The 20,762-nt window shown below is 38.2% G+C and carries 18 protein-coding genes; 12 read left to right on the forward strand and 6 right to left on the reverse strand.

Annotation, left to right across the window (positions count from 1 at the left end):
- Nucleotides 1-5: 5 nt before the first annotated feature.
- From F902_RS08535 to F902_RS08545, 3 genes are all read right to left on the reverse strand, one after another.
- Complete coding sequence (locus F902_RS08535; RefSeq protein ID WP_004722342.1) at nucleotides 6-275, reverse strand: hypothetical protein; 270 nt, start codon at nucleotides 273-275, stop codon at nucleotides 6-8.
- A gap of 14 nt (nucleotides 276-289) precedes the next feature.
- The gene (locus tag F902_RS08540) at nucleotides 290-1,171 is read right to left on the reverse strand and encodes a copper resistance D family protein (RefSeq protein ID WP_004801541.1); all 882 of its coding nucleotides are present in this window, start codon (nucleotides 1,169-1,171) and stop codon (nucleotides 290-292) included.
- 67 nt (nucleotides 1,172-1,238) lie between these two features.
- Entirely contained in the window at nucleotides 1,239-1,619 is a 381-nt protein-coding gene (locus F902_RS08545; protein WP_004722340.1) for a copper resistance CopC family protein, read from the reverse strand.
- A 281-nt stretch (nucleotides 1,620-1,900) separates the two neighbouring features.
- Between F902_RS08545 and F902_RS08550 the strand changes: the two genes are divergently transcribed.
- Nucleotides 1,901-4,264 (forward strand): heavy metal translocating P-type ATPase, encoded by a 2,364-nt coding sequence (locus F902_RS08550; protein ID WP_005144782.1) that lies wholly within the window; start codon nucleotides 1,901-1,903, stop codon nucleotides 4,262-4,264.
- Nucleotides 4,265-4,342: 78 nt separating this feature from the next.
- Here the strand turns inward: F902_RS08550 and F902_RS08555 are convergent, their stop codons facing one another.
- Both F902_RS08555 and F902_RS08560 read right to left on the reverse strand, forming a co-directional pair.
- Nucleotides 4,343-5,719 carry a heavy metal sensor histidine kinase gene (locus F902_RS08555; protein ID WP_004801537.1) on the reverse strand — a complete coding sequence of 459 codons (1,377 nt, stop codon included), beginning with the start codon at nucleotides 5,717-5,719 and terminating at the stop codon, nucleotides 4,343-4,345.
- Entirely contained in the window at nucleotides 5,709-6,392 is a 684-nt protein-coding gene (locus F902_RS08560) for a heavy metal response regulator transcription factor (RefSeq protein WP_004722337.1), read from the reverse strand. The genes F902_RS08555 and F902_RS08560 overlap by 11 nt, the downstream gene beginning before the upstream one ends.
- 150 nt (nucleotides 6,393-6,542) lie before the next feature.
- On the opposite strand from F902_RS08560, the gene F902_RS08565 reads away from it, so the two are divergent.
- From F902_RS08565 to F902_RS08575, 3 genes are all read left to right on the forward strand, one after another.
- Entirely contained in the window at nucleotides 6,543-6,893 is a 351-nt protein-coding gene (locus F902_RS08565; RefSeq protein WP_004801531.1) for a hypothetical protein, read from the forward strand.
- An 89-nt stretch (nucleotides 6,894-6,982) separates the two neighbouring features.
- On the forward strand, nucleotides 6,983-8,863 hold the full coding sequence (locus F902_RS08570) for a copper resistance system multicopper oxidase (protein WP_005003194.1): 1,881 nt from the start codon (nucleotides 6,983-6,985) through the stop codon (nucleotides 8,861-8,863).
- A complete protein-coding gene (locus F902_RS08575; RefSeq protein WP_004801527.1) occupies nucleotides 8,850-9,734 on the forward strand; it encodes a copper resistance protein B in 885 nt (294 codons plus the stop codon). The genes F902_RS08570 and F902_RS08575 overlap by 14 nt, the downstream gene beginning before the upstream one ends.
- Nucleotides 9,735-9,783: 49 nt before the next feature.
- On the opposite strand, the gene cadR is transcribed toward F902_RS08575, so the two are convergent.
- Nucleotides 9,784-10,188: a Cd(II)/Pb(II)-responsive transcriptional regulator gene (cadR, locus tag F902_RS08580; protein ID WP_005144789.1), complete on the reverse strand. Its 405-nt coding sequence runs from the start codon at nucleotides 10,186-10,188 to the stop codon at nucleotides 9,784-9,786.
- 84 nt (nucleotides 10,189-10,272) lie between these two features.
- Here cadR and F902_RS08585 point away from each other — a divergent pair, with 84 nt between their 5' ends.
- From F902_RS08585 to F902_RS08620, 8 genes are all read left to right on the forward strand, one after another.
- Nucleotides 10,273-11,553 carry a cation efflux transmembrane domain-containing protein gene (locus F902_RS08585; RefSeq protein ID WP_005144792.1) on the forward strand — a complete coding sequence of 427 codons (1,281 nt, stop codon included), beginning with the start codon at nucleotides 10,273-10,275 and terminating at the stop codon, nucleotides 11,551-11,553.
- A 10-nt stretch (nucleotides 11,554-11,563) separates the two neighbouring features.
- Nucleotides 11,564-11,821: a FeoA family protein gene (locus F902_RS08590; protein ID WP_004655745.1), complete on the forward strand. Its 258-nt coding sequence runs from the start codon at nucleotides 11,564-11,566 to the stop codon at nucleotides 11,819-11,821.
- Nucleotides 11,811-13,640 carry a ferrous iron transporter B gene (gene feoB, locus F902_RS08595; RefSeq protein ID WP_005202656.1) on the forward strand — a complete coding sequence of 610 codons (1,830 nt, stop codon included), beginning with the start codon at nucleotides 11,811-11,813 and terminating at the stop codon, nucleotides 13,638-13,640. Before F902_RS08590 ends, feoB begins: the two co-directional genes overlap by 11 nt.
- 125 nt (nucleotides 13,641-13,765) lie before the next feature.
- Complete coding sequence (locus tag F902_RS08600; RefSeq protein ID WP_004699723.1) at nucleotides 13,766-14,170, forward strand: hypothetical protein; 405 nt, start codon at nucleotides 13,766-13,768, stop codon at nucleotides 14,168-14,170.
- A gap of 80 nt (nucleotides 14,171-14,250) precedes the next feature.
- Complete coding sequence (locus F902_RS08605) at nucleotides 14,251-15,555, forward strand: TolC family protein (RefSeq protein ID WP_005144794.1); 1,305 nt, start codon at nucleotides 14,251-14,253, stop codon at nucleotides 15,553-15,555.
- Nucleotides 15,555-17,045 (forward strand): efflux RND transporter periplasmic adaptor subunit, encoded by a 1,491-nt coding sequence (locus F902_RS08610; RefSeq protein ID WP_004699726.1) that lies wholly within the window; start codon nucleotides 15,555-15,557, stop codon nucleotides 17,043-17,045. The genes F902_RS08605 and F902_RS08610 overlap by 1 nt, the downstream gene beginning before the upstream one ends.
- Nucleotides 17,046-17,059: 14 nt before the next feature.
- The gene (locus F902_RS08615) at nucleotides 17,060-20,194 is read left to right on the forward strand and encodes an efflux RND transporter permease subunit (RefSeq protein WP_005202658.1); all 3,135 of its coding nucleotides are present in this window, start codon (nucleotides 17,060-17,062) and stop codon (nucleotides 20,192-20,194) included.
- Nucleotides 20,195-20,227: 33 nt separating this feature from the next.
- The gene (locus F902_RS08620) at nucleotides 20,228-20,590 is read left to right on the forward strand and encodes a copper-binding protein (protein WP_004699729.1); all 363 of its coding nucleotides are present in this window, start codon (nucleotides 20,228-20,230) and stop codon (nucleotides 20,588-20,590) included.
- Nucleotides 20,591-20,762: the final 172 nt, after the last annotated feature.

Genomic DNA, 20,762 nt, shown 5'->3' on the forward strand with positions numbered 1-20,762 from the left:
ATCGTTTATTTGGAGGGCGGTAGTACGTTAGGCTTTTGTAACATTAATCCATTTATAACTTTTTGTTGTCTACTATCTTCATTACGTAGTTGTTTATCTTTAGAATGATGGTCTTTATTCTCTTCGACTTTGGTGTCGCCATGATTATGATCAGTGATATTACGTAATTCGGTATCATCTAAGGAGCGAATCGTTTTTGAAGTGCTAGGTTCAGCCCATGATGTCGTATTCAAAAAAATGAAAAATAATAAATTGTACTTCATCCATGAAGTCATAGCGTGATCCTTTTTTACTCAATACCGACTACAGTGGTGATATAACCAGTGGCTAAAAGAATTGATAGACCTAATGACATCTCAAATAAAATGGCATAGCCCAATTGTTTCGCAAATTTCGGGTCTTGTAAGCGAGGTGTGAAATACCATTTGTTAAAGGCTGCTAACAATAAAATACTTAGGACAAATAATATTTTAATAATAAATCCATGCCCATAAGGTGTATTGATTAGAGTATTAAAATCTTTAAAGAGTAATAAAGCAATACTAAGACCACAAGCGATGAGTATTCCTACAATAAAGGCTGCTATTTGCCCAAATAGATGCATACGTTCTTTAAGTGGTAAGCCATTAATTTTTTTGCTTGTTTTCCATAATGGATAAAGCGACCCCATCCATAAGGACATTACAAGTACATGTATTGATAACAAAGCTTGAGCGAATAAGGGTAAATTCGTGACGTGTCCGAGTTGTGAAAAACTTAAAACGATTGGTGTGAGCAGTATGGTAAAGATTGCTCCTTCAGTTTTGGAAATATCAATCGTCCCTTTACTAAGTTTGACTATCATAAATATGAGTAAAAGTGCAAAACTGATTGATCGAATGATAGAGACATGTCCAGTAGGAGTATTGACTAGTATATTTATATAGTTGCTATCCCACATACCTGAAAGGCCAGTGTTGGCAAAACTTCCTATAAGAATGAAGAAGCCGAGAACACTTGAAAAAAGGCCTAAACCTGTACCAATAGTCATGTATTTTAGAATAGTCTCCTTGATTTCAACATAACGTCCAAGTAAGAAATAGCAGAAAGCACCGCCAATAACAAATGCAATCCCTAAATATAAAATGACTTTAACCAACCATGTTGCATATATCCAAGTCTCAGGAATCATATTTTTCTCCCTTTATTATAGCAACATGCCAGCAAGCTGCTGGCATGTTGACTATTTTCACTCATTGTTATTTTGCCGATTTAATAGTGAAATTATATTCACCATTCATGTTATGGCCATCGGTACCCATTGTGGTCCAAACCACCGTATATTTTCCTTTTTTTAGTTTTGGAACCGCTACGTCAAATGATTTTTTCATATCATGAGTTATTTGGTAGTTCAAAGGGATATCCTTACGTTGGGCATCAAGTAACTTAACGTTCATTAGCATGACTTCTTCACCAAAATTGAGTGTTATGTTTTTTGGTTGACTTGCTACAGAAGCATTGATCGCAGGAATTGCACTTTCAAGTTTCACGTGTGCAAATGCACTTGAAGCAGTAACAATCAGTGTTGCACCTACGAGAGTGTTACGTAGAGCTGACATTTTATTTTTGAAAATTTTCATTTCTTCATCCTCTTTAAACTAATCTTGGGCTCAGTAATGACCGAATGAAATGCATCAATTGGTTGCTTGGTCATCACCTTTCTCATGCTTATTATTAAAGGATGAGAGAAACATCCCGATGACTTCAAAATTACATTTTTGTCATTTTAAAAATTAAAAAACCACAAGTGGTACACTGGCTTTAAAGAAAACAATGATCACTAAACAAACTAATAAGAGGGAGTCTATTTCCATCTTAATGAAATTATTAATTTAAAAAATTAAATATGAAGGAGGCTTTTATGGACCATCATCATGAAAACAAAGTACTCAATAACAGACTTACTGACCCTGTCTGTGGTATGACAGTTACAGAAGCATCCAAGTTTTATGAAGAAGTTAAAAATAGAACTTTTTACTTTTGTAGTGAGAAATGCCACATAAAGTTTAAAAGTGATCCTCATTTTTATATTACTAAAGTTGAGAATGTAGTTACGTTAAAAGAACCACAAAAGAGGGATGGTGAGGATTCAAATGAAGTTAATCAGCCTGCTCATGTTAATACCTTCACGATATACACTTGTCCAATGCATCCTGAAATTAGACAGAACCATGCGGGAAATTGTCCGATCTGTGGTATGTCGTTAGAGCCTTTACTTCCTGACTTAGATGACGCTGATGAAAACCCAGAACTCAAGAATTTTAAGCATAGATTTTGGTGGACCTTACCGCTAACCATTATTGTAGTTTTCTTAGCAATGTTTGGTCATCAATTGAACTGGTTCGAAATGCAGGTGCAAAGCTGGATGGAACTGGTACTGACTTTACCAATTGTTTTGTGGGCAGGAATGCCATTTTTTGTGAGATGTTGGCAGTCAATCTGGAATCGGAGTCCAAATATGTGGACCTTGATTGGAATAGGTACAGGAGCTGCTTTTATATACAGCCTTGTTGGAACAATAGTACCTCAAGTATTTCCAGACTCATTTGTATCTATGGGGCGTGTTGCTGTGTATTTTGAGGCGACCGCAGCGATTATTTCTCTCACATTGTTAGGTCAAGTGCTAGAGTTAAAAGCACGTTCCCAAACTTCAGCGGCAATTAAATCCCTACTTGGGCTAGCACCTAAAACAGCAAGAAAAATCAGTGTTGATGGTATAGAAGAAGATATTCCACTATCTCATGTACACGTAGGCGATTTATTACGGATACGCCCCGGTGAAAAAGTTCCTGTTGATGGAGTCATTACAGAAGGTTCAAGCTCTGTAGATGAATCGATGTTAACTGGTGAACCTGTGCCAGTTACAAAACGTGTGGGTGATCAAGTCATTGGTGCAACAATGAACATGAATGGTTCATTGGTGATGCGATCAGAAAAAGTTGGATCATCAACCGTACTTTCTCAAATCGTGCAAATGGTTGCTCAGGCTCAACGTTCAAAAGCACCTATGCAGCGGATGGCGGATCATGTTGCAGGACGATTTGTTATGGGGGTTATAGGTATTGCTGTTCTAACTTTTTTGGGGTGGGGGCTATTCGGACCTGAACCTAGTTGGGTTTATGGATTAATCAATGCAGTAGCTGTTTTAATCATCGCATGCCCATGTGCTTTGGGATTAGCTACGCCAATGTCAATTATGGTAGCAACAGGGCGAGGTGCATCAAATGGAGTACTTTTTCGAGACGCTGCCGCAATAGAGAATCTACGTAAAATTGATACATTGATTATTGATAAAACAGGAACTTTGACAGAAGGACAACCATCATTCAATAAAGTAGTAGCCACTTCAGGATATGAAAAGAATGAAGTCCTCCGTTTAGCTGCGAGTTTAGATCAGGGCAGTGAGCATCCTTTAGCAAATGCAATTGTACGTGCCGCCCGTGAGCGAAATCTTACTTTAAGTAAACCTACTTCATTTGAATCAGGTTCAGGTATTGGTGTTAATGGAGAGATAAACGGACAAAAATTAGCGCTAGGCAATACGGCACTGATGAAGCAATTAGGGATATCTGTTAACACTCTTATTCCACAAGCAGAGGTATTAAGAGCTGAAGGTGCCAGTGTTATGTATTTGGCAGCCGATGGAAAACTGCTAGGTCTTCTGGCAGTTTCAGATCCAATCAAAGCAAGCACTCCAGAGGCCCTTTTATCGTTGGAAGACTCAGGTTTAAGAATCATCATGGCAACAGGTGATGGGCTAACTACAGCAAAATCAGTTGGGGCTAAGTTAGGAATTAGTGAGGTTTATGGTGAGGTTAAACCTGCTGATAAATTAGATTTGGTCACAAAATTGCAAAAAGAAGGGAGAATTGTTGCTATGGCTGGTGATGGAATTAATGATGCACCAGCCTTGGCTCAAGCTGATATTGGAATCGCAATGGGCACGGGTACTGATGTAGCAATGAATAGTGCCCAAGTTACATTAGTAAAAGGTGACTTACGTGGTATTGAAATTGCTCGTTCTTTATCAGAGGCAACTGTTAAAAATATGAAACAAAACTTGATGTTTGCTTTCCTCTATAATGGATTAGGTATCCCTTTGGCTGCTGGTGTACTGTATCCATTTACTGGCTGGTTACTCTCGCCTATGATTGCTGCATTAGCAATGAGCCTAAGCTCAGCATCGGTAATTGGTAATGCCTTACGATTACGTCATCAAAAATAATCACGACTTACCACTCATTAGCGTAAGTTAATGAGTGGTAAGCATCATTAGAATGAGTGCTTAATAACCGAGATATCACTAATTTTTAAAGATAATTTTAAAAGAAATATGTCCCTCGTTATAAGTCGCTTGAATGGAAGCTCCATGCACATCAAGAATAGATTTGGTAATTGCTAAACCAAGGCCAGTACCTTCTTCAACTCTCTGTCTAGATACATCTGTTCGATAAAAACGATCGAATAACCGATTAAGTTGTTCTGATGATAGTGGGGAGCTTTCATTTTCAATGATGAATGTTGTTGTATCAAAGTTTTGTTGGCATGTGATTTTGATGACCGAATCTGATTTGCCATATTTAATTGCATTCGATAACAAATTACTTAAAGCGCGGCGTAGCATTAAAGGATCACCTTTTATACTACCTGAACCACTCTGTTCGAGTGACATTCCCTTTTCAGCAGCGATAGCATCATAAAAATCAAATAATGCTGAAACTTCTTTAACTAAATTAACCTGTTGTAGGTTAGGTAAATGTAGACCATGTTCTGCTTTTGCCAAAAATAGCATATCAGAGACCATGCGAGCTAAATGCTCAAACTCTTCTAAATTTGAAAATAGAACTTCCTGATAAGTATTAATATTTCGACTACGAGATAAACATACTTGAGTTTGAGTCATCAAATTGTTAATAGGTGTTCTTATTTCATGAGCAAGATCAGATGAAAAATCTGAAAGTTTTTCTACTGCGGCTTCTAGCCGATCTAACATATCATTAAAAGCGACAGCCAGTGATTTAAGTTCGGTTGGAGTATTTTCGACTTCTAAACGTTCAGAAAGATGTTGGGCTGAGATACCCTCTGCTACTTTTGCCATTTGTTGTACTGGACGTAGCCCTCGCCATGCTGCGAACCACCCTAAGAACATTAAACAAATTGTACCCACAAATCCAATGTATAAAAGTTGACGTCTAAAGTCATTTAAGAAATGTAGATGCTCAGAGGTATCGATTCCAACAATAATCTGAGCTGATATAAACGAGTCATTATGATCAAAAGTCTTTTTATAAATTAAGCCACGATAAGTCTTATTTTTAATTTTCCATTCAAGCCATGGATCTTGTTTTGATTTGTTGAGTGCTTGGGGATGAATTACTGATGGTGCTGAGCTAAAAATAACTTGACCTGTTGGACGTTCAATCTGAACAATCAGATCGTGATGTCCAATTAAGGCATCTTTTAAATATAAATTTAGTTCTTGAGAGTTAGATGGGTTCTGTTCAAGTAGATTCTCTATAAGTTGAATTTTGCCTTCTAATTGAGTTCGGTCTTGAGCTTCAAAATGATGCATTACGAGCTTGTGAATAACCAACCCCATAATCATTAAGATGATAACAGTAGAAAGAGAAAAGATGATTGCTATACGAAAGCTGATTGCATTAAACAATTTACGAGTCATCTTCTACCTCTAAAACATACCCCATTCCACGTATGTTCTGTATCAGCTTTGGGCTAAAATTACTGTCAATTTTACTGCGCAAACGTTTGATAGCGACTTCTACAACGTTGGTATCACTATCAAAATTCATGTCCCATATTTGAGAGGCAATGAGCGTACGAGGTAATATCTCACCACGTCTACGCATAAATAATTCCATCAGCGCGAATTCTTTAGCTGTTAAGTCAATACGTTGCCCAGCGCGAGTGACGCGGCGTTTACGAAGATCAAGTTCAAGATCAGCAATTGTAATAAGGTTACTATCTTCTTTTTGTTGTCCCCGTCGGAGTAAGCTTTTAATTCGTGCTAATAACTCAGCAAAAGCAAAAGGCTTGACTAGATAATCATCAGCACCTAAATCCAAGCCTTTCACACGATCTTCAATTTGATCACGTGCTGAAAGAAAAAGAATAGGCATAGTTTTGCCACTTTTTCGGATATCATAAATGATATCCCAACCATCTAGCTTTGGAAGCATCACATCTAAAATGATGAGGTCATATTCTTCGGAAAGCGCTTGATGTTTACCAGATAATCCATCCGTTACCCAATCCGTTATATACCCAGCTTCAGATAGACCTTGTTTAAGGTAGTCACCGGTTTTTTGTTCATCTTCAACTAGTAAGATTCTCATTGATAAAAATCCCATATCACTCATTAAGAACATAATAACGTTATAAATACGTGATTCGTTGTAGATTACAAAAATGTCATTTTCATGTCACATAGATGTTTAGTGAAGGCCTTTAAGGTATTTACATAAAGTTAATTTTTGGAGCAAAACATGAAAACTCTATTCAGCCGTAGCTTAACCACTCTTATGTGTGTTGGTACTTTAATTGTAGGAACTCAGTCTTGGGCAGCAGATGTGAAACAAGGAACTACAGTTGTGTCTGAAATTAAAGCCGATTCAAAGACGCAAGAGAAATGTCAAAAACCTTGTAATATGAAGAATGATGATAAAACCCAACAGGATCATAGTCAGCATGAGCATGGTAACATGACGGATATGTCTCAGATGGATCATTCTAAGATGATGAATATGGGGCAATCTAAAATGAGTAATATGGATAATTCCAGTATGATGAACATGGACCACTCAAAGATGAACATGTCAAATACATCAAATAAATAACAAATACGATAAATGAAAGATCGGGGGAAATTAAAGCGAATAATAGGTTTGCTTGATTCTCCCATCCTTATATTAGATAGGTGAAATAAATGTCTACAAAATTAACGCATGTCCTTTTAATAGGAGTCGGTTTATTTTCATCAACTTGGGTTGTGGCAGCAGTTAAAGAATATGATTTAACAATCGCTGAGCAAACGGTGAATATCACAGGTAAGCCTTTAAAACGAATTACGGTTAATGGGAAATTTGTTGCACCTCTTCTTGAGTTTGAGGAAGGTGATGATGCTATTATTCGTGTCCATAACAAGCTAAAAAAACAAGATTCTTCTATTCATTGGCACGGGTTAATTCTACCGGGCATCATGGATGGCGTACCCGGATTTAATCAGTTTGACGGTATTGCCCCTAATAAGACCTACGAATATAAGTTTAAGGTACGCCAAAATGGTACCTATTGGTATCATTCGCATAGTAAAGGTCAAGAACAAGAGGGCTTGTATGGTCCGTTAGTCATTTACCCCAAAAATAGGACACCTTTAACTGTAGCTGAGAAAACAGATAAGGATTATGTCGTATTACTTTCAGATTTTCATGATTCAACTAGTGATAAAATCATGAATAATCTAAAGAAAGAAGCTGACTATTATCAGAACCGTCGTGAAACTGTTTTTGATGTTTTTAAACAAATTAAAAAAGATGGTTTAAAAGCAACATGGCAAGACCGTTCGATGTGGAACCAGATGCGAATGCTCAAGACAGATATGTCTGATGTGACAAAATATACTTTTTTGATGAATGGTAAGACTCCAGAACAAAATTGGACTGGTAATTTTAAGACGGGTGAAAAAGTACGTCTTCGGTTTATTAATGCCTCAGCAATGTCATTCTTTGACGTCAGAATCCCTAACTTGAAAATGACGGTAGTCAGTGCAGATGGGCAACCAGTGAAACCTGTTCCGGTTGATGAATTCAGAATAGGGACGGCTGAAACGTATGATGTTATTGTAGAACCCAAACAATCAAATTATCAAATTGAAGCAGAATCAATTGATAGGAGTGGTTTTTCAGTTGGTTCCTTACATGATGAGAATACTCCTCCAATAAATCAAATCAAAATGCCGAAGTCACGTCCTCGTTCTTTATTAACTATGGAAGATATGGGGATGGGGCATGATATGTCTTCTATGGCGGGCATGAATCACGACATGTCTTCAATGAAAGGCATGGATCATGATATGTCGCCTATGACAGACAGCTCAAAAGATCAGTCAATGTCTGGAATGAACCATGACATGTCTTCAATGAAAGGCATGGATCACGATATGTCGTCTATGACAGACAGCTCAAAAGATCAATCTATGTCAGGTATGAACCATGGCATGCAAATGACTACATCTAATGCACCTACACAAGAAAAGAATGGTGATGTTGTATATGGCTGGGCAAATGCTTCAACACCTGTTGGTCAAAAAGCACTTCAATATAGTGACTTACAATCTTTAAAGCCTCAACCAGATACTCGTGCCCCTGAACGTGAAATGGAAATCCGTCTTGGTGGGAACATGGAGCGCTATATTTGGACAATTAATGGTAAGAAGTTTAATGAAACAGAACCATTCAAAGTGAAATACGGGGAACGTATACGCTTGAAATTTGTGAATGACAGTATGATGGCTCACCCAATGCACTTGCACGGTATGTTTATGCAGCTTGAAAATGGTCAAGATCCAAGTAATATGCCAAATAAACACACGATCATTGTGCCACCGGGGAAAACAGTTACAACTTTACTTACTGCTGATGAATTGGGTGAATGGGCTATCCACTGCCATTTGTTATATCACATGGCAGCTGGAATGATGAACAAACTCATTGTGGCAAATGTAGATAGCAATGATGATGATACGAAAAGTATCGTTGCCCAACCTCAAACTAGCCATGAGGGAGTGAATCAACATGCACATCACTAAACAGTTATATTCAAAAACAATTTTATCTGTTGCTTTAATTGGCTTAGCGGGTATGGCATTTGCGAATGATAATTCGACTGAAAATCTAAATAAGAGTACGTCAAGTATGAGTGTGCTTTTACGCGAATCAGGCGGATTAGGCTATGTTGAACGTAATACTGATCAAAAGTCTTCAAACAGCAAAGGGTCTGAAACTTTAGCTTTTAGCCAAAATCATATGAACGAGCATGGTGGGCAAATTTATCAGACAACTAAATTTTCCAATGAGTGGATAGTTGATAAAGATGGAAAGGGCAGCTTAGGTTCGAGTTTCGAGGCATTGATTGGAACAGATGAAAATCGAATGTTTGTTGAAGCTAATATGAATAAAGCGGAGAGTAATGATCCCAAATATGATGTATCAGCTCTTTACAGTAGAAATGTTGCACCATTTTGGGATGTACAAGCTGGGGTAAGGTATAGTGAGGACAAAAATAACCGTAATAGTAATCGCATTGATGGCGTTATTGGATTATTAGGCCTTGCACCTTATTTCTTTGAGACAAAAGCCTACCTTTATGGTGGTGAAAATAATTTTTGGGGAGCCAGTTTTGAGTTTGATCGAGATCTATTACTCACTCAAAAGCTAATTACTCAGCCATATATTGCAGCAGATATTGTGTTTAATGATAATTCTGATTTTGCTACAAAGTCAGGTTTGTCTGAGTTAAAGACAGGTCTAAAAACTCGTTACGAGATTAATAAGCGTATAAGACCATTTGTTGATGTCGCTTATCAATATGAAAAAGGACAGAAATTAACAACTTTTCAAGAAGCTACAAATTCTGAAAAGGGGTGGTTATACGGGGCAGGTATTGAATTAGTTTTCTAAATATTTTATTAAGAATGAATAATGGTGATATTCCATTATTCATTCTTAATTATTTTAAACTTACGGATAACCCTTCAAGTACTTTACAAGAGTTAATTTCCAAAAAACCAGAGCATTTGCTTCTTAAATCAGAAAGTTGTTGCTTAAGCTGAATCTGTTTTTGGATATTCTGCTCTAATTGATGAATATGTTTATCAACTAAGATGTTAATAGAACTACAGTTTCCACAAGGTTTGTCTTTGTATGCTAATAAAATTTTTATTTCGTCCAAGCCCATATTCAAAGTTCGGCAATTAAGAATAAATAGAAGTCGCTCTAAGTGGTCTTTGTTATAAAGTCGATAATTAGCTTCCGAACGATTAGGGGCTAGTAATAAAGCTTCTTTTTCATAAAACCGTATTGTAACAACAGGGCAACCGGATAGCTGAGATAATTCACCAATTTTTAAGTTCATTTCAAGTCACCTGATCTATTGACTCTATAGTAGCTATAGGGATTTTAATATGCAATACGTGAAGATATGACTATAGGCACATCAATGAGTGGTTGCGGTTGTAATCAAGAAAGTTCTTGTGAAGACACTAAGCAAAAACAAAATGAATCAAAAACAGATTCTTGTAAAATTAAAGATTTAGCTACAGAAGAAAGTGAAAGTTCTTGTTGCGATAATGAGGTACAGCAAGAACCTAACCCTGATGAAAAAGATTCATGCGGTAGTAAGCAGTCGAATTCATGCTGTGGTTCGGATTCGATAACTTCACCTGAAAAGATTAGGGGGAGTGAAGATACAGCGACTTTCATCAGTGACTATAGCATCCCGAAAATGGATTGTTCCGCAGAGGAACAAATGGTTCGGATGACTTTATCTTCATTGGTAGATGTTAAGAGCTTGGTTTTTGATTTGCCGAACCGAAACCTAAAAGTTCTGCATAATGGTGAAAGTAATGAAATCACTGCAAAACTTGAAGCTCTTGGATTTGGGGCAAAATTAAATAAAACTGAAGCTTATGAAAATAAAGAACAAGCACAAGAAGCTAGTACTTTTCTGATTCCGAAGATGGATTGTTCGGCAGAAGAGCAAATGGTAAGAATGGCACTTTCTCCCTTGCATGAAGTTAAAGGTTTATCTTTTGATTTGTCGCAAAGACAGTTAGTTGTTTTCCATACCAATGGGATTAATGAAATTACCACAAAACTTGAAGCCCTAGGTTTTGGTGCAAAGCTCGTGGAAACAGTAAAAGCCACTGGGGAATTGCCTGAAACACCAGATCCGACTAAGCAGGCGAAAGTCCTTAAATTATTACTAGCGATTAATGGTGTTCTTTTTTTTATTGAGTTCATAAGTGGAATTATTGCCGCATCGACGGGGCTCATTGCGGACTCTCTTGATATGTTTGCTGATGCGGCCGTTTACGGTATAGCACTTTACGCGGTAGGGAAAGCGGCTAAATACCAATTAAAAGCAGCTCATTTTGCAGGATGGATTCAACTTTTATTAGCTTTGATCGTTATTATTGATGTTGTCAGACGTTTCATGTTCGGTAGTGAACCAGAGTCAGATTTGATGATCATTATTGGCTTCTTAGCACTTATTGCCAATGTGACGTGCTTGTATCTCATTTCTGGGCATAGAGATGGCGGAGCCCATATGAAAGCGAGTTGGATCTTTTCAGCTAATGACGTAATAGTAAATATGGGGGTTATTTTAGCAGGTGTACTTGTTGCATGGACTGGTTCAGCTTACCCAGATTTGATTATTGGTATTCTTGTTTCACTGTTTGTACTGAATGGCGCTCGAAAAATTTTGGCGTTGAAGTAGGGTGCTGACAATGAATTTATTTCAAGTAAAGCAAGACCAGACTGTAAAAATCATTGATCTTAAAAAGGGTGAACAGTATCAAGATAAAAATGATCCTGTTCTGGAGCGTTTAGAACTGCTGGGCTTTAGAGTAGGTGAATCCTTACAAGTGCTTGCGAAAGGGCTTTTTGGTGGTGATCCTGTGTTGGTTCAAATCGAAACCTCACGTTTCGCCTTAAGAAAAAATGAAGCAGAACGAATTTTTGTAGAGATTACCAATGGAAACTAAAAATATTGCACTTGTTGGTAATCCTAATTGCGGTAAAACATCACTTTTTAACACCCTCACAGGGACTCGTCAAAAAGTTGCAAATTATGCTGGGGTAACGGTAGAACGGAAAGAGGGATTTTTTAAACTACCTTCTGGTGATACCGTTCGAGTATTGGATTTGCCTGGGACTTATAGTTTAAAACCTAGCAGTTTAGATGAGGAGGTAACTAGAGCAGTATGCTTTGGTGAATTAAAAGGCGAAGTTATACCTGATATTTTTGTATGTGTTGTCGATGCTACGAATCTTCATCTTCATTTAAGTCTTGTACTTGAAGTCAGGGCTTTAAACAGACCAATGTTACTTGTTCTTAACATGATGGATGAGGTTAGAAAGCGTGGGATTGCAATTGATACAACGAAGCTATCTCAGCTTTTAGGTATTCCTGTTGTTGAGTCAGTAGCTGTAAAAACAAAAGGCATTCAGGGGCTATTGACACAATTGGATCAAAAGAATTTGTTTGTTGCCCCTTATCATTCTGATCTGAGTCACTTTGACCAAATCAAATATATTACAAAACAAGTCATCTTGAAAAATGATAATGGTGATAAACGAACGGCTTTCTTGGACAAAATATTCTTACATCCAGTTTTTGGATTATTAATATTGACCTTTACCATGTTTGTAATGTTTCAGGCTGTCTTTATTTGGGCTCAACCATTAATTTCCTTTGTTGAGGATTCGATTGCATGGTTTGGTGGGGCAATAGGACCACTGATTACTCATCCACTTTTAAGAAGTTTGATCATTGATGGTGTAATTGCAGGTGCTGGTAGTGTACTCGCGTACATGCCTCAAATTCTGATCTTATTTTTCTTTATTTTAATTTTAGAAGAATCGGGATACTTACCTAGAGCTGCTTTTTTGTTAGATAAGCTGATGTCTAAAGCTGGTTTAAGTGGGCGTTCATTTATTCCACTACTTTCAAGCTTTGCTTGTGCAATTCCCGGAGTCATGGCGACTAGAAGTATTAGCTCTGAAAGAGATCGTTTAGCAACGATTATGATTGCACCTTTGATGACGTGTTCTGCACGATTACCTGTATATGCTTTGCTGATCGCTGCATTCATTCCAAACAAGTTGGTTTATGGTTGGCTCAGTTTACAAGGTCTAGTTCTGTTCGGGCTTTACATGTCAGGAATTGTATCTGCTTTATTGGTTTCTTTATTTCTGAAATTAGTAAGAAAAGATAAAACTGAAAGTATTTTCATTTTTGAATTACCTACATACCGTATTCCAGATGTTCGAAATGTAGCTTTGGGACTTTATGATAGAGCAACTATATTCTTAAAAAGAGTTGGTGGAATTATTGTCGCACTTTCTATTTTATTATGGTTCTTGGTAACGTTTCCATTACCACCTGATAATCCAACAATGCCACCAATCAATTATAGTATTGCTGGACAGTTAGGGCATCTAATCCATCCAATATTTGCTCCGATTGGATTTACTTGGGAAATTTGTATTGCTTTGATTCCTGCAATGGCAGCTCGTGAAGTGATTATTGCTGCGTTAGGGGTGATCTATGCAATGTCTGGTGATGAAGATGCAGTTACCCAGACTTTATTATCTCAAATATCTGGNCCGGATGGATGGGGGCTAGCGACAGGTATGTCATTGTTAGTTTGGTTTATCTTTGCCCCGCATTGTTTAGCAACACTAGCGACCATTCGAAGAGAAACAGGGAGTTGGAAACAACCAGTCGTAATGGCTGTATATCTCTTTTCATTGGCTTATTTATTTTCCTTTATAACTTATCAAGTTATAAGTCGGTTTTAATTTAGAAGGCGGTTGTTGATATAAACCAACAACCGCTGTTTAATGAATTAGTTTAATTAATTATAGGATTGTTATTTACAGGATAATCTGTAAAACTAAAAAGGTTAAATTTTGGTCTTGATGTTATGCACTTGTTAAGGACATGCTTATCGCTGTTTTTATCTTTTGCTATCCTAATTGTAGGATCGGCAGCAGCTGCTGCATCTGTACATAGCCCATGTTTAATGTCATCTCAAGATACACAATCCATGCAAATGATGAATTCTGAAGATCATGAAAAAGCAAGTGCTATGCACATGGATTGTATGAAAGCTGAGGTAAAGATTAAGAAGCAATTACATGATCCATCATGTATGTCTAAGCAAGATTGTATTATGTCATTTTCTAAAATTGCATATACATCTACAGCGCTGGATGTTTTGCAGTCGATGATTTTTTTACCTGCGGAACAGTCTACTTTTTCTCCATTAAATCAAAATTTCATCTCATCTGATCTTTCCAATTTATGGAAACCCCCACGCTTTAACTAATTTGATGATTCTTCATCATTCATAGAGTTTTCTATGGGTGTTCTGCACGTGCGCGTGTACATCATTTTAGAGCTAAAAATATGAACTTTAATAAAGGAAAGCTGTCCCTAAAATGGGGTGGATGCTCGATTGCGACGATCTGTTTTTTCTTGAGTTATGGACATGCTTATGCCCAGCCACTGACTTTGGATACAGCATTGAAGCTTGCTGAGCGATATGCGCCTGCTCTAAGAGCTAATAGTGCTCAGATTGAAGGTGCTGAGAATATAGTTTCAGCTTCAGGTATTTTGCCCAATCCTAAACTATTTGTGGGTCTCGATAATTACCCTGTATCAGGTGATGCTGCATGGTCTGTCACACAAGAGGGGATGACGATGCAAAAGATTGGCATCATGCAAGATTTTCCAAATCGTGCCAAAAGATTAGCTGAAGTTGAATTAGCAAAAGCTGAATTGGGTTCAGCAAATGCTCAAACAGAAATTCTGCGAATTGAGTTACGTCAAAAAGTAGCATCGGCATGGCTTAAACGTTTTTATCTTGAGCGTAAACTGGCGTTATATGATGACCTTCTTTCAGAAAATGGATTGCTATCCCAGATTACACAAACACAGGTTGCGTCTGGTCGAACCATGGTTGCTAATACAATTTCCCCTAGGCTGGACAAAACTATTTTGCTTGATCAAAAAGATGATTTGCTTCGAGATATAAATAAGGCAAAACTAGAATTACACCGATTAATCAGTGAGGATTCTAGTGGTACAACTGAAATAGAAAGTTTGCCTACCCAAGAACCTATAATTAATTTTGATACATCACGTTTATATCATCATCTGCATCAACACCCTGAACTAAAAGCATTCCAAGCAGAAAAGCAAACTGTTGAAGCAAAGCTTAAGCAAGCCCAAGCCCTTCAAAAACCAGATTGGGGTATTGAGCTTGCCTATCAGCATCGTGCTCCTGAATTTGGAGATATGATTGGTGTACAACTGACAACAGAACTACCAATATTTTCAAAAAAACGTAGTGGTCCGCTCATTCAGGCAGCATTAGCTGAACAAAATCGGATTACAGCAGATCAGGAGATAAAATACCGCGACCATCTCACCATGTTAGATGAGGGGCTATCGGATTTAAAAGCTCTTGAAAGACAAATCCAACGTACCGTTCAAAGTACACTTCCTTTGGCTAAAGAAAAAGTAACTTTACAGTTAGCAAGTTATCAGGCTGGTAAAGCCAATTTGTCAGATGTCATTGAGACACGACAAGCATTACTAAATCAGCGATTACGTCTCATCGATTTACAACAACAGCAAGCAATGATCAAAGCCCAGCTCTATTTTTCTTTTGTAGAACCCACCTTAAACCATGCTGAGGAGTCAAGATAATGTTAAAAAATAAATTGGCATTTGTAATTGCTGGCTTGATTGTGGGCAGCTTGGGAGTCGGTAGTGGGATTGGATATTGGTATGCGCATCAAAATGATGAAAAGCAAACTGTAAGTGATCAGGCAACTGCTAAAGTGTTGTACTGGTACGATCCAATGAAACCAGAACAGCATTTTGATAAGCCAGGGAAATCCCCTTTTATGGATATGCAGTTAGTCCCTAAGTATGCGGATGAAAGTACTTCTGGAATAACTGAAAGTGCAGGAGTAAAGATTGATCCAGCTCTTCAACAAAATCTAGCCATTCGTTATGCCACAGTCGAACAGGCTGTAATGGGCAATACCTTGTTAACCAATGGCATATTACAAGCGAATGAACGACAGGTAGCAATTCTGCAAACACGAGCAAGTGGTTTTGTTCAGCGTGTTTATGGCCATGCAGTCGGGGATATAGTGACTCAAGGGAGTCCGATTGCTGATATTTCAATCCCTGAGTGGACTGGGGAACAGACTGAGTTTTTGGCAGTACTTAAAATAGGAGACCGTTCTCTTATTCAAGCAAGTCGACAACGCCTACAGCTTCTGGGAATCCCACCAAATGTGATCCATCAAGTCGAACGGACACATCAAGTACAGTCTAATATGACTTTGAGTGCTCCTTTGAGTGGATTCATTGACTCACTAGAAGTTCGTAGTGGAATGGCTTTAGCTATGGGGCAAACACTTGCCACCATTAAAGGCGTGAATCCAATTTGGTTAGAAGCAGCAGTGCCTGAAACGCAAATTGCTGGGATAAAGCGAGGAGATAAAATCGAAGCAACTTTTGCTGCGTACCCTCAAAAAGTGTCTGGCAAAGTCATTGATATTTTACCGACATTAGATACTACAAGCAGAACCATAAAAGTTCGTATTGAGTTACCCAATAGAGAGGGGCAACTCAAGCCCGGAATGTTTGCTTCTGTCAAATTTTCCAACAATCCTCAAAGCAGTTTAGTTGTGCCAGAGCAAGCTGTTATACGTACAGGTACTCGTAATATTATTATTGTCGCACATGAAAAAGGGCGTTTCGAACCTGTTGTTGTACAGTTAGGACAGAGTGACGGAAATAAAATAGCAATTCTACAGGGTTTGAACGCTGGTCAGAAAATCGTGATTTCGGGACAATTCCTAATTGATTCTGAGGCCAATTTACAGGGTGTACTGGATAAGCTGAACACTGGACAATCGATTACATCATCTCAAGTGACTAAGGCATCAATATACCAAGGCATTGGTAAAGTGGAAAAAGTTACAGCTCAAGACATTACCATTTCACATCATGCAATTGCTGAATTGGGGTGGGGGGCTATGACCATGAGCTTTAAACAACCAGTACAACCATTTACCCAAATTCAGCAAGGCGAGCAGGTCAGTTTTCGTTTTACACGTGTTGGGGATGCTTATGTTATTTCTGACATTTCCAAGATGTCTATGACATCTATGCAGAACTAAACGGGAGAACCATTATGATCGCCCGTATTATTCGTTTTTCAATTACAAATCGAGTATTTGTCTTATTAGCTGCTGTAGTTCTTGCCGTTTGGGGAACTTGGGCTGTCAAGAATACTCCGGTTGATGCTTTGCCAGATCTGTCTGATGTACAAGTGATTGTGCGAACTAATTTTCCCGGTCAAGCACCACAAATTGTTGAAAATCAGGTGACTTATCCTTTAACAACGACCATGTTATCAGTACCCGGTGTTAAAGCTGTTCGGGGCTATTCTTTTTTTGGTGATTCGTTTGTTTATGTCATTTTTGATGAACATACTGATCTTTATTGGGCACGTTCTCGTGTATTGGAATATCTCAATCAAATACAAGAAAGAATGCCTGCAAATGCAAAATCTTCATTAGGACCAGATGCTACAGGTGTTGGTTGGATCTACGAATATGCTTTGGTTGATCCAACAGGGCAACATGATCTCTCACAACTGCGAAGCATACAAGATTGGTTTTTGAAGTATGAACTGAAGACAGTACCAAATGTGGCTGAGGTCGCCACAATTGGGGGGATGGTTAAACAATATCAAGTTGTTTTAGACCCAACCAAAATGGCAGCATTCGGTATAACTCAGCGAAGCATAATTGAAGCAATTCAAAAGGCAAATCAGGAAACTGGCGGTTCAGTCCTAGAAATGGCTGAAACTGAATATATGGTGAGAGCTTCAGGTTATTTAAAAACATTAGAAGATTTTCGGCAGATTCCGTTACGTACAAACGATTTAGGTGTTCCAATCACTCTTGGAGATGTTGCAATGATTCAACTCGGTCCTGAAATGCGTCGTGGAATTACTGAACTCAATGGACAAGGGGAAACTGTTGGAGGTGTTGTGATTTTACGTGCTGGTAAAAATGCACGTGAAACCATTACTGCTGTAAAAGAAAAACTTGCTGAATTACAACAAAGTCTACCGAAAGGTGTACAAGTTGTTTCTGTGTATGACCGCAGTCAATTGATTGATCGGGCGGTAGAGAATCTCAGCCATAAATTAATTGAAGAGTTTATTGTAGTGGCTTTGGTTTGTGGGCTATTCCTCTGGCATTTACGTTCAGCAATGGTTGCGATTGTTTCTTTGCCTTTGGGAATCTTGTCAGCCTTTTTATTGATGTATTATCAGGGACTAAATGCCAATATCATGTCATTGGGTGGGATTGCAATCGCGATTGGTGCTATGGTTGATGCATCTGTGGTTATGGTCGAAAATGCACATAAGCATATCGAAGCTTGGCAACATGAACATCCTGATCGAGTTTTAGAAATACAAGAGCGTTGGGACATCATTACACGTTCTGCCAGTGAGGTTGGGCCTGCTTTATTTTTCTGTTTACTCATCATTACTTTATCCTTTATTCCCATTTTTACTTTGCAAGCACAAGAAGGACGATTGTTCTCTCCATTGGCATTTACTAAAACTTATGCCATGGCTGCTGCTGCGGGGCTATCTATTACATTGATTCCAGTTTTGATGGGATACTGGATTCGCGGGAAGTTACCATCTGAACAACGGAATCCATTAAACCGTTTTCTCATCAAAATATACCGTCCTATGTTAGATAAAGTCTTAGCTTATCCAAAGACAACGTTATTAGGTGCGTTACTCATTTTTCTTATCAGTCTTTTTCCTTTAACGCAATTAGGTGGAGAGTTCCTGCCTAATATGGATGAAGGTGATTTACTGTATATGCCTTCAGCTTTACCGGGATTGTCCGCAGCAAAAGCTTCTGAATTACTTCAACAGACTGATCGAATGATTAAAACTGTTCCAGAGGTTGCCACTGTATTTGGTAAAGCTGGGCGAGCAGAGTCGGCTACAGATCCTGCACCTTTAGAAATGTTTGAAACCACGATTCAGTTTAAACCACGATCTGAATGGCGTTCAGGTATGACACCAGATAAGTTGATAAAAGAACTGGATAAAGCTGTTCAAGTACCGGGTTTAACAAATATCTGGGTGCCGCCTATTCGTAACAGAATTGATATGTTGGCGACCGGGGTTAAAAGCCCAATCGGGATCAAGATTTCAGCAAATGATTTGCAAGATATTGATCGGGTAGCACAACAAATTGAACAGGTTGCCAAAAAAGTGCCCGGTGTTAGCTCAGCTTTAGCTGAACGACTCACTGGTGGGCGATATGTTGATATCGATATTAATCGAATGGAAGCTGCACGCTATGGTCTCAATATCACCGATGTACAGCAAATTGTGTCATCAGCAATTGGTGGGGAAAATATTGGTGAAACTGTTGAAGGGTTAGCAAGGTATCCTATTAATGTACGTTATCCGCGAGAAATTCGAGATTCACTTGAGGCATTAAGAAATTTACCAATTCTGACTGAATCAGGTCAGCAAATTGTTTTGAGTGGTGTTGCCAACATTCAAATCACAGATGGTCCTCCGATGTTAAAAAGTGAGAATGCTCGTCCAAGTGGTTGGGTCTATGTTGATGTACAAGGACGTGATTTAGCCTCCGTTGTTCGGGATTTGAAACAGTCTATTGACCAACAAGTGAAACGCTCTGCGGGTATGAGTATTAGTTATTCAGGTCAATTTGAATTTATGGAAAGAGCAAATGCTCGCCTAAAGGTAGTAATACCAATCACTTTGATGATCATTTTTCTATTGCTGTATCTGATTTTTAGACAAGTACAAGATGCTGCTCTGATTATGCTGACTCTACCATTCGCTTTAATTGGTGGTATTTGGGCAATGTATTTCAGTGGTTATAATTTCTCAATTGCCATTGCAGTAGGCTTTATTGCACTTGCCGGTGTTGCCGCAGAGTTTGGAGTGGTCATGTTGTTTTATTTAAAGCAGGCGATAGAACATGCTCAACAAAATTTATCATCTTTAACTGAGCAGCAACTCAATGATGCCCTTCGTACAGGGGCAGTACTACGGGTTCGCCCTAAAGCGATGACTGTAGCTGTCATTCTGGCGGGTTTGATTCCTATCCTTTTAGGAACTGGAACGGGCTCTGAATTGATGAGTCGTATTGCTTTACCTATGGTTGGGGGCATGATTTCAGCTCCACTTTTATCAATGTTTGTTATTCCCGCTGCATATCAGCTTTTAATCAAAAGAAAACTATCAAAATCTTGATAGTTTTCTTATTTCGTTCAAAGAGGTTTTATTATGTTTAAATTTATTAAAATTGTCGCTCTTGTTGCCACTGTTACTGCGTTAAGTGCATGTAGTAAAAATGAGGCGTCAGAGCAAAAGAAAGCGGAAGCGCCTATGGAGCAGATGAGTAAAGAATCATCTACAGCAACGACAACTCAAGCAGTTGGAGTGATTACGGCTATTGATACGAAAGAAAATATTTTGACACTCGATCATGAGGCAATTCCTGCGATTAAATGGCCTGCGATGACCATGGGCTTTAAAGTTGCTGATCCTGCATTATTGAATGGGCTTGCAGTAGGGCAAAAAGTTGATTTTGAATTAAAGGCTGAGGGAGAAACATACACAGTCGTAGCTGCTAAGTTAAAAAAATAGGATGATTTAGTAGATAGAATTTTGATAGTAATGAGGTTCTTTTCAAAAGAGCCTTATTCTCTAATAAAAAACAAAACATATGGTATTGCATATATATGGTAATTCGAATATAAAGATATTATAAATTATCAAAAGAGCTCAATTCGATGACAACTTCATCAACTGTGACGAT

Source organism: Acinetobacter higginsii (assembly GCF_000369525.1).
Taxonomy (GTDB): domain Bacteria; phylum Pseudomonadota; class Gammaproteobacteria; order Pseudomonadales; family Moraxellaceae; genus Acinetobacter; species Acinetobacter higginsii.

Coding starts and splice junctions, on each gene's coding strand:
- F902_RS08535 (WP_004722342.1), bottom strand. CDS start 275: ATGACTTCATGGATGAAGTACAATTTATTATTTTTCATTTTTTTGAAT.
- F902_RS08540 (WP_004801541.1), bottom strand. CDS start 1,171: ATGATTCCTGAGACTTGGATATATGCAACATGGTTGGTTAAAGTCATT.
- F902_RS08545 (WP_004722340.1), bottom strand. CDS start 1,619: ATGAAAATTTTCAAAAATAAAATGTCAGCTCTACGTAACACTCTCGTA.
- F902_RS08550 (WP_005144782.1), top strand. CDS start 1,901: ATGGACCATCATCATGAAAACAAAGTACTCAATAACAGACTTACTGAC.
- F902_RS08555 (WP_004801537.1), bottom strand. CDS start 5,719: ATGACTCGTAAATTGTTTAATGCAATCAGCTTTCGTATAGCAATCATC.
- F902_RS08560 (WP_004722337.1), bottom strand. CDS start 6,392: ATGAGAATCTTACTAGTTGAAGATGAACAAAAAACCGGTGACTACCTT.
- F902_RS08565 (WP_004801531.1), top strand. CDS start 6,543: ATGAAAACTCTATTCAGCCGTAGCTTAACCACTCTTATGTGTGTTGGT.
- F902_RS08570 (WP_005003194.1), top strand. CDS start 6,983: ATGTCTACAAAATTAACGCATGTCCTTTTAATAGGAGTCGGTTTATTT.
- F902_RS08575 (WP_004801527.1), top strand. CDS start 8,850: ATGCACATCACTAAACAGTTATATTCAAAAACAATTTTATCTGTTGCT.
- cadR (WP_005144789.1), bottom strand. CDS start 10,188: ATGAACTTAAAAATTGGTGAATTATCTCAGCTATCCGGTTGCCCTGTT.
- F902_RS08585 (WP_005144792.1), top strand. CDS start 10,273: ATGAGTGGTTGCGGTTGTAATCAAGAAAGTTCTTGTGAAGACACTAAG.
- F902_RS08590 (WP_004655745.1), top strand. CDS start 11,564: ATGAATTTATTTCAAGTAAAGCAAGACCAGACTGTAAAAATCATTGAT.
- F902_RS08600 (WP_004699723.1), top strand. CDS start 13,766: ATGCACTTGTTAAGGACATGCTTATCGCTGTTTTTATCTTTTGCTATC.
- F902_RS08605 (WP_005144794.1), top strand. CDS start 14,251: ATGAACTTTAATAAAGGAAAGCTGTCCCTAAAATGGGGTGGATGCTCG.
- F902_RS08610 (WP_004699726.1), top strand. CDS start 15,555: ATGTTAAAAAATAAATTGGCATTTGTAATTGCTGGCTTGATTGTGGGC.
- F902_RS08615 (WP_005202658.1), top strand. CDS start 17,060: ATGATCGCCCGTATTATTCGTTTTTCAATTACAAATCGAGTATTTGTC.
- F902_RS08620 (WP_004699729.1), top strand. CDS start 20,228: ATGTTTAAATTTATTAAAATTGTCGCTCTTGTTGCCACTGTTACTGCG.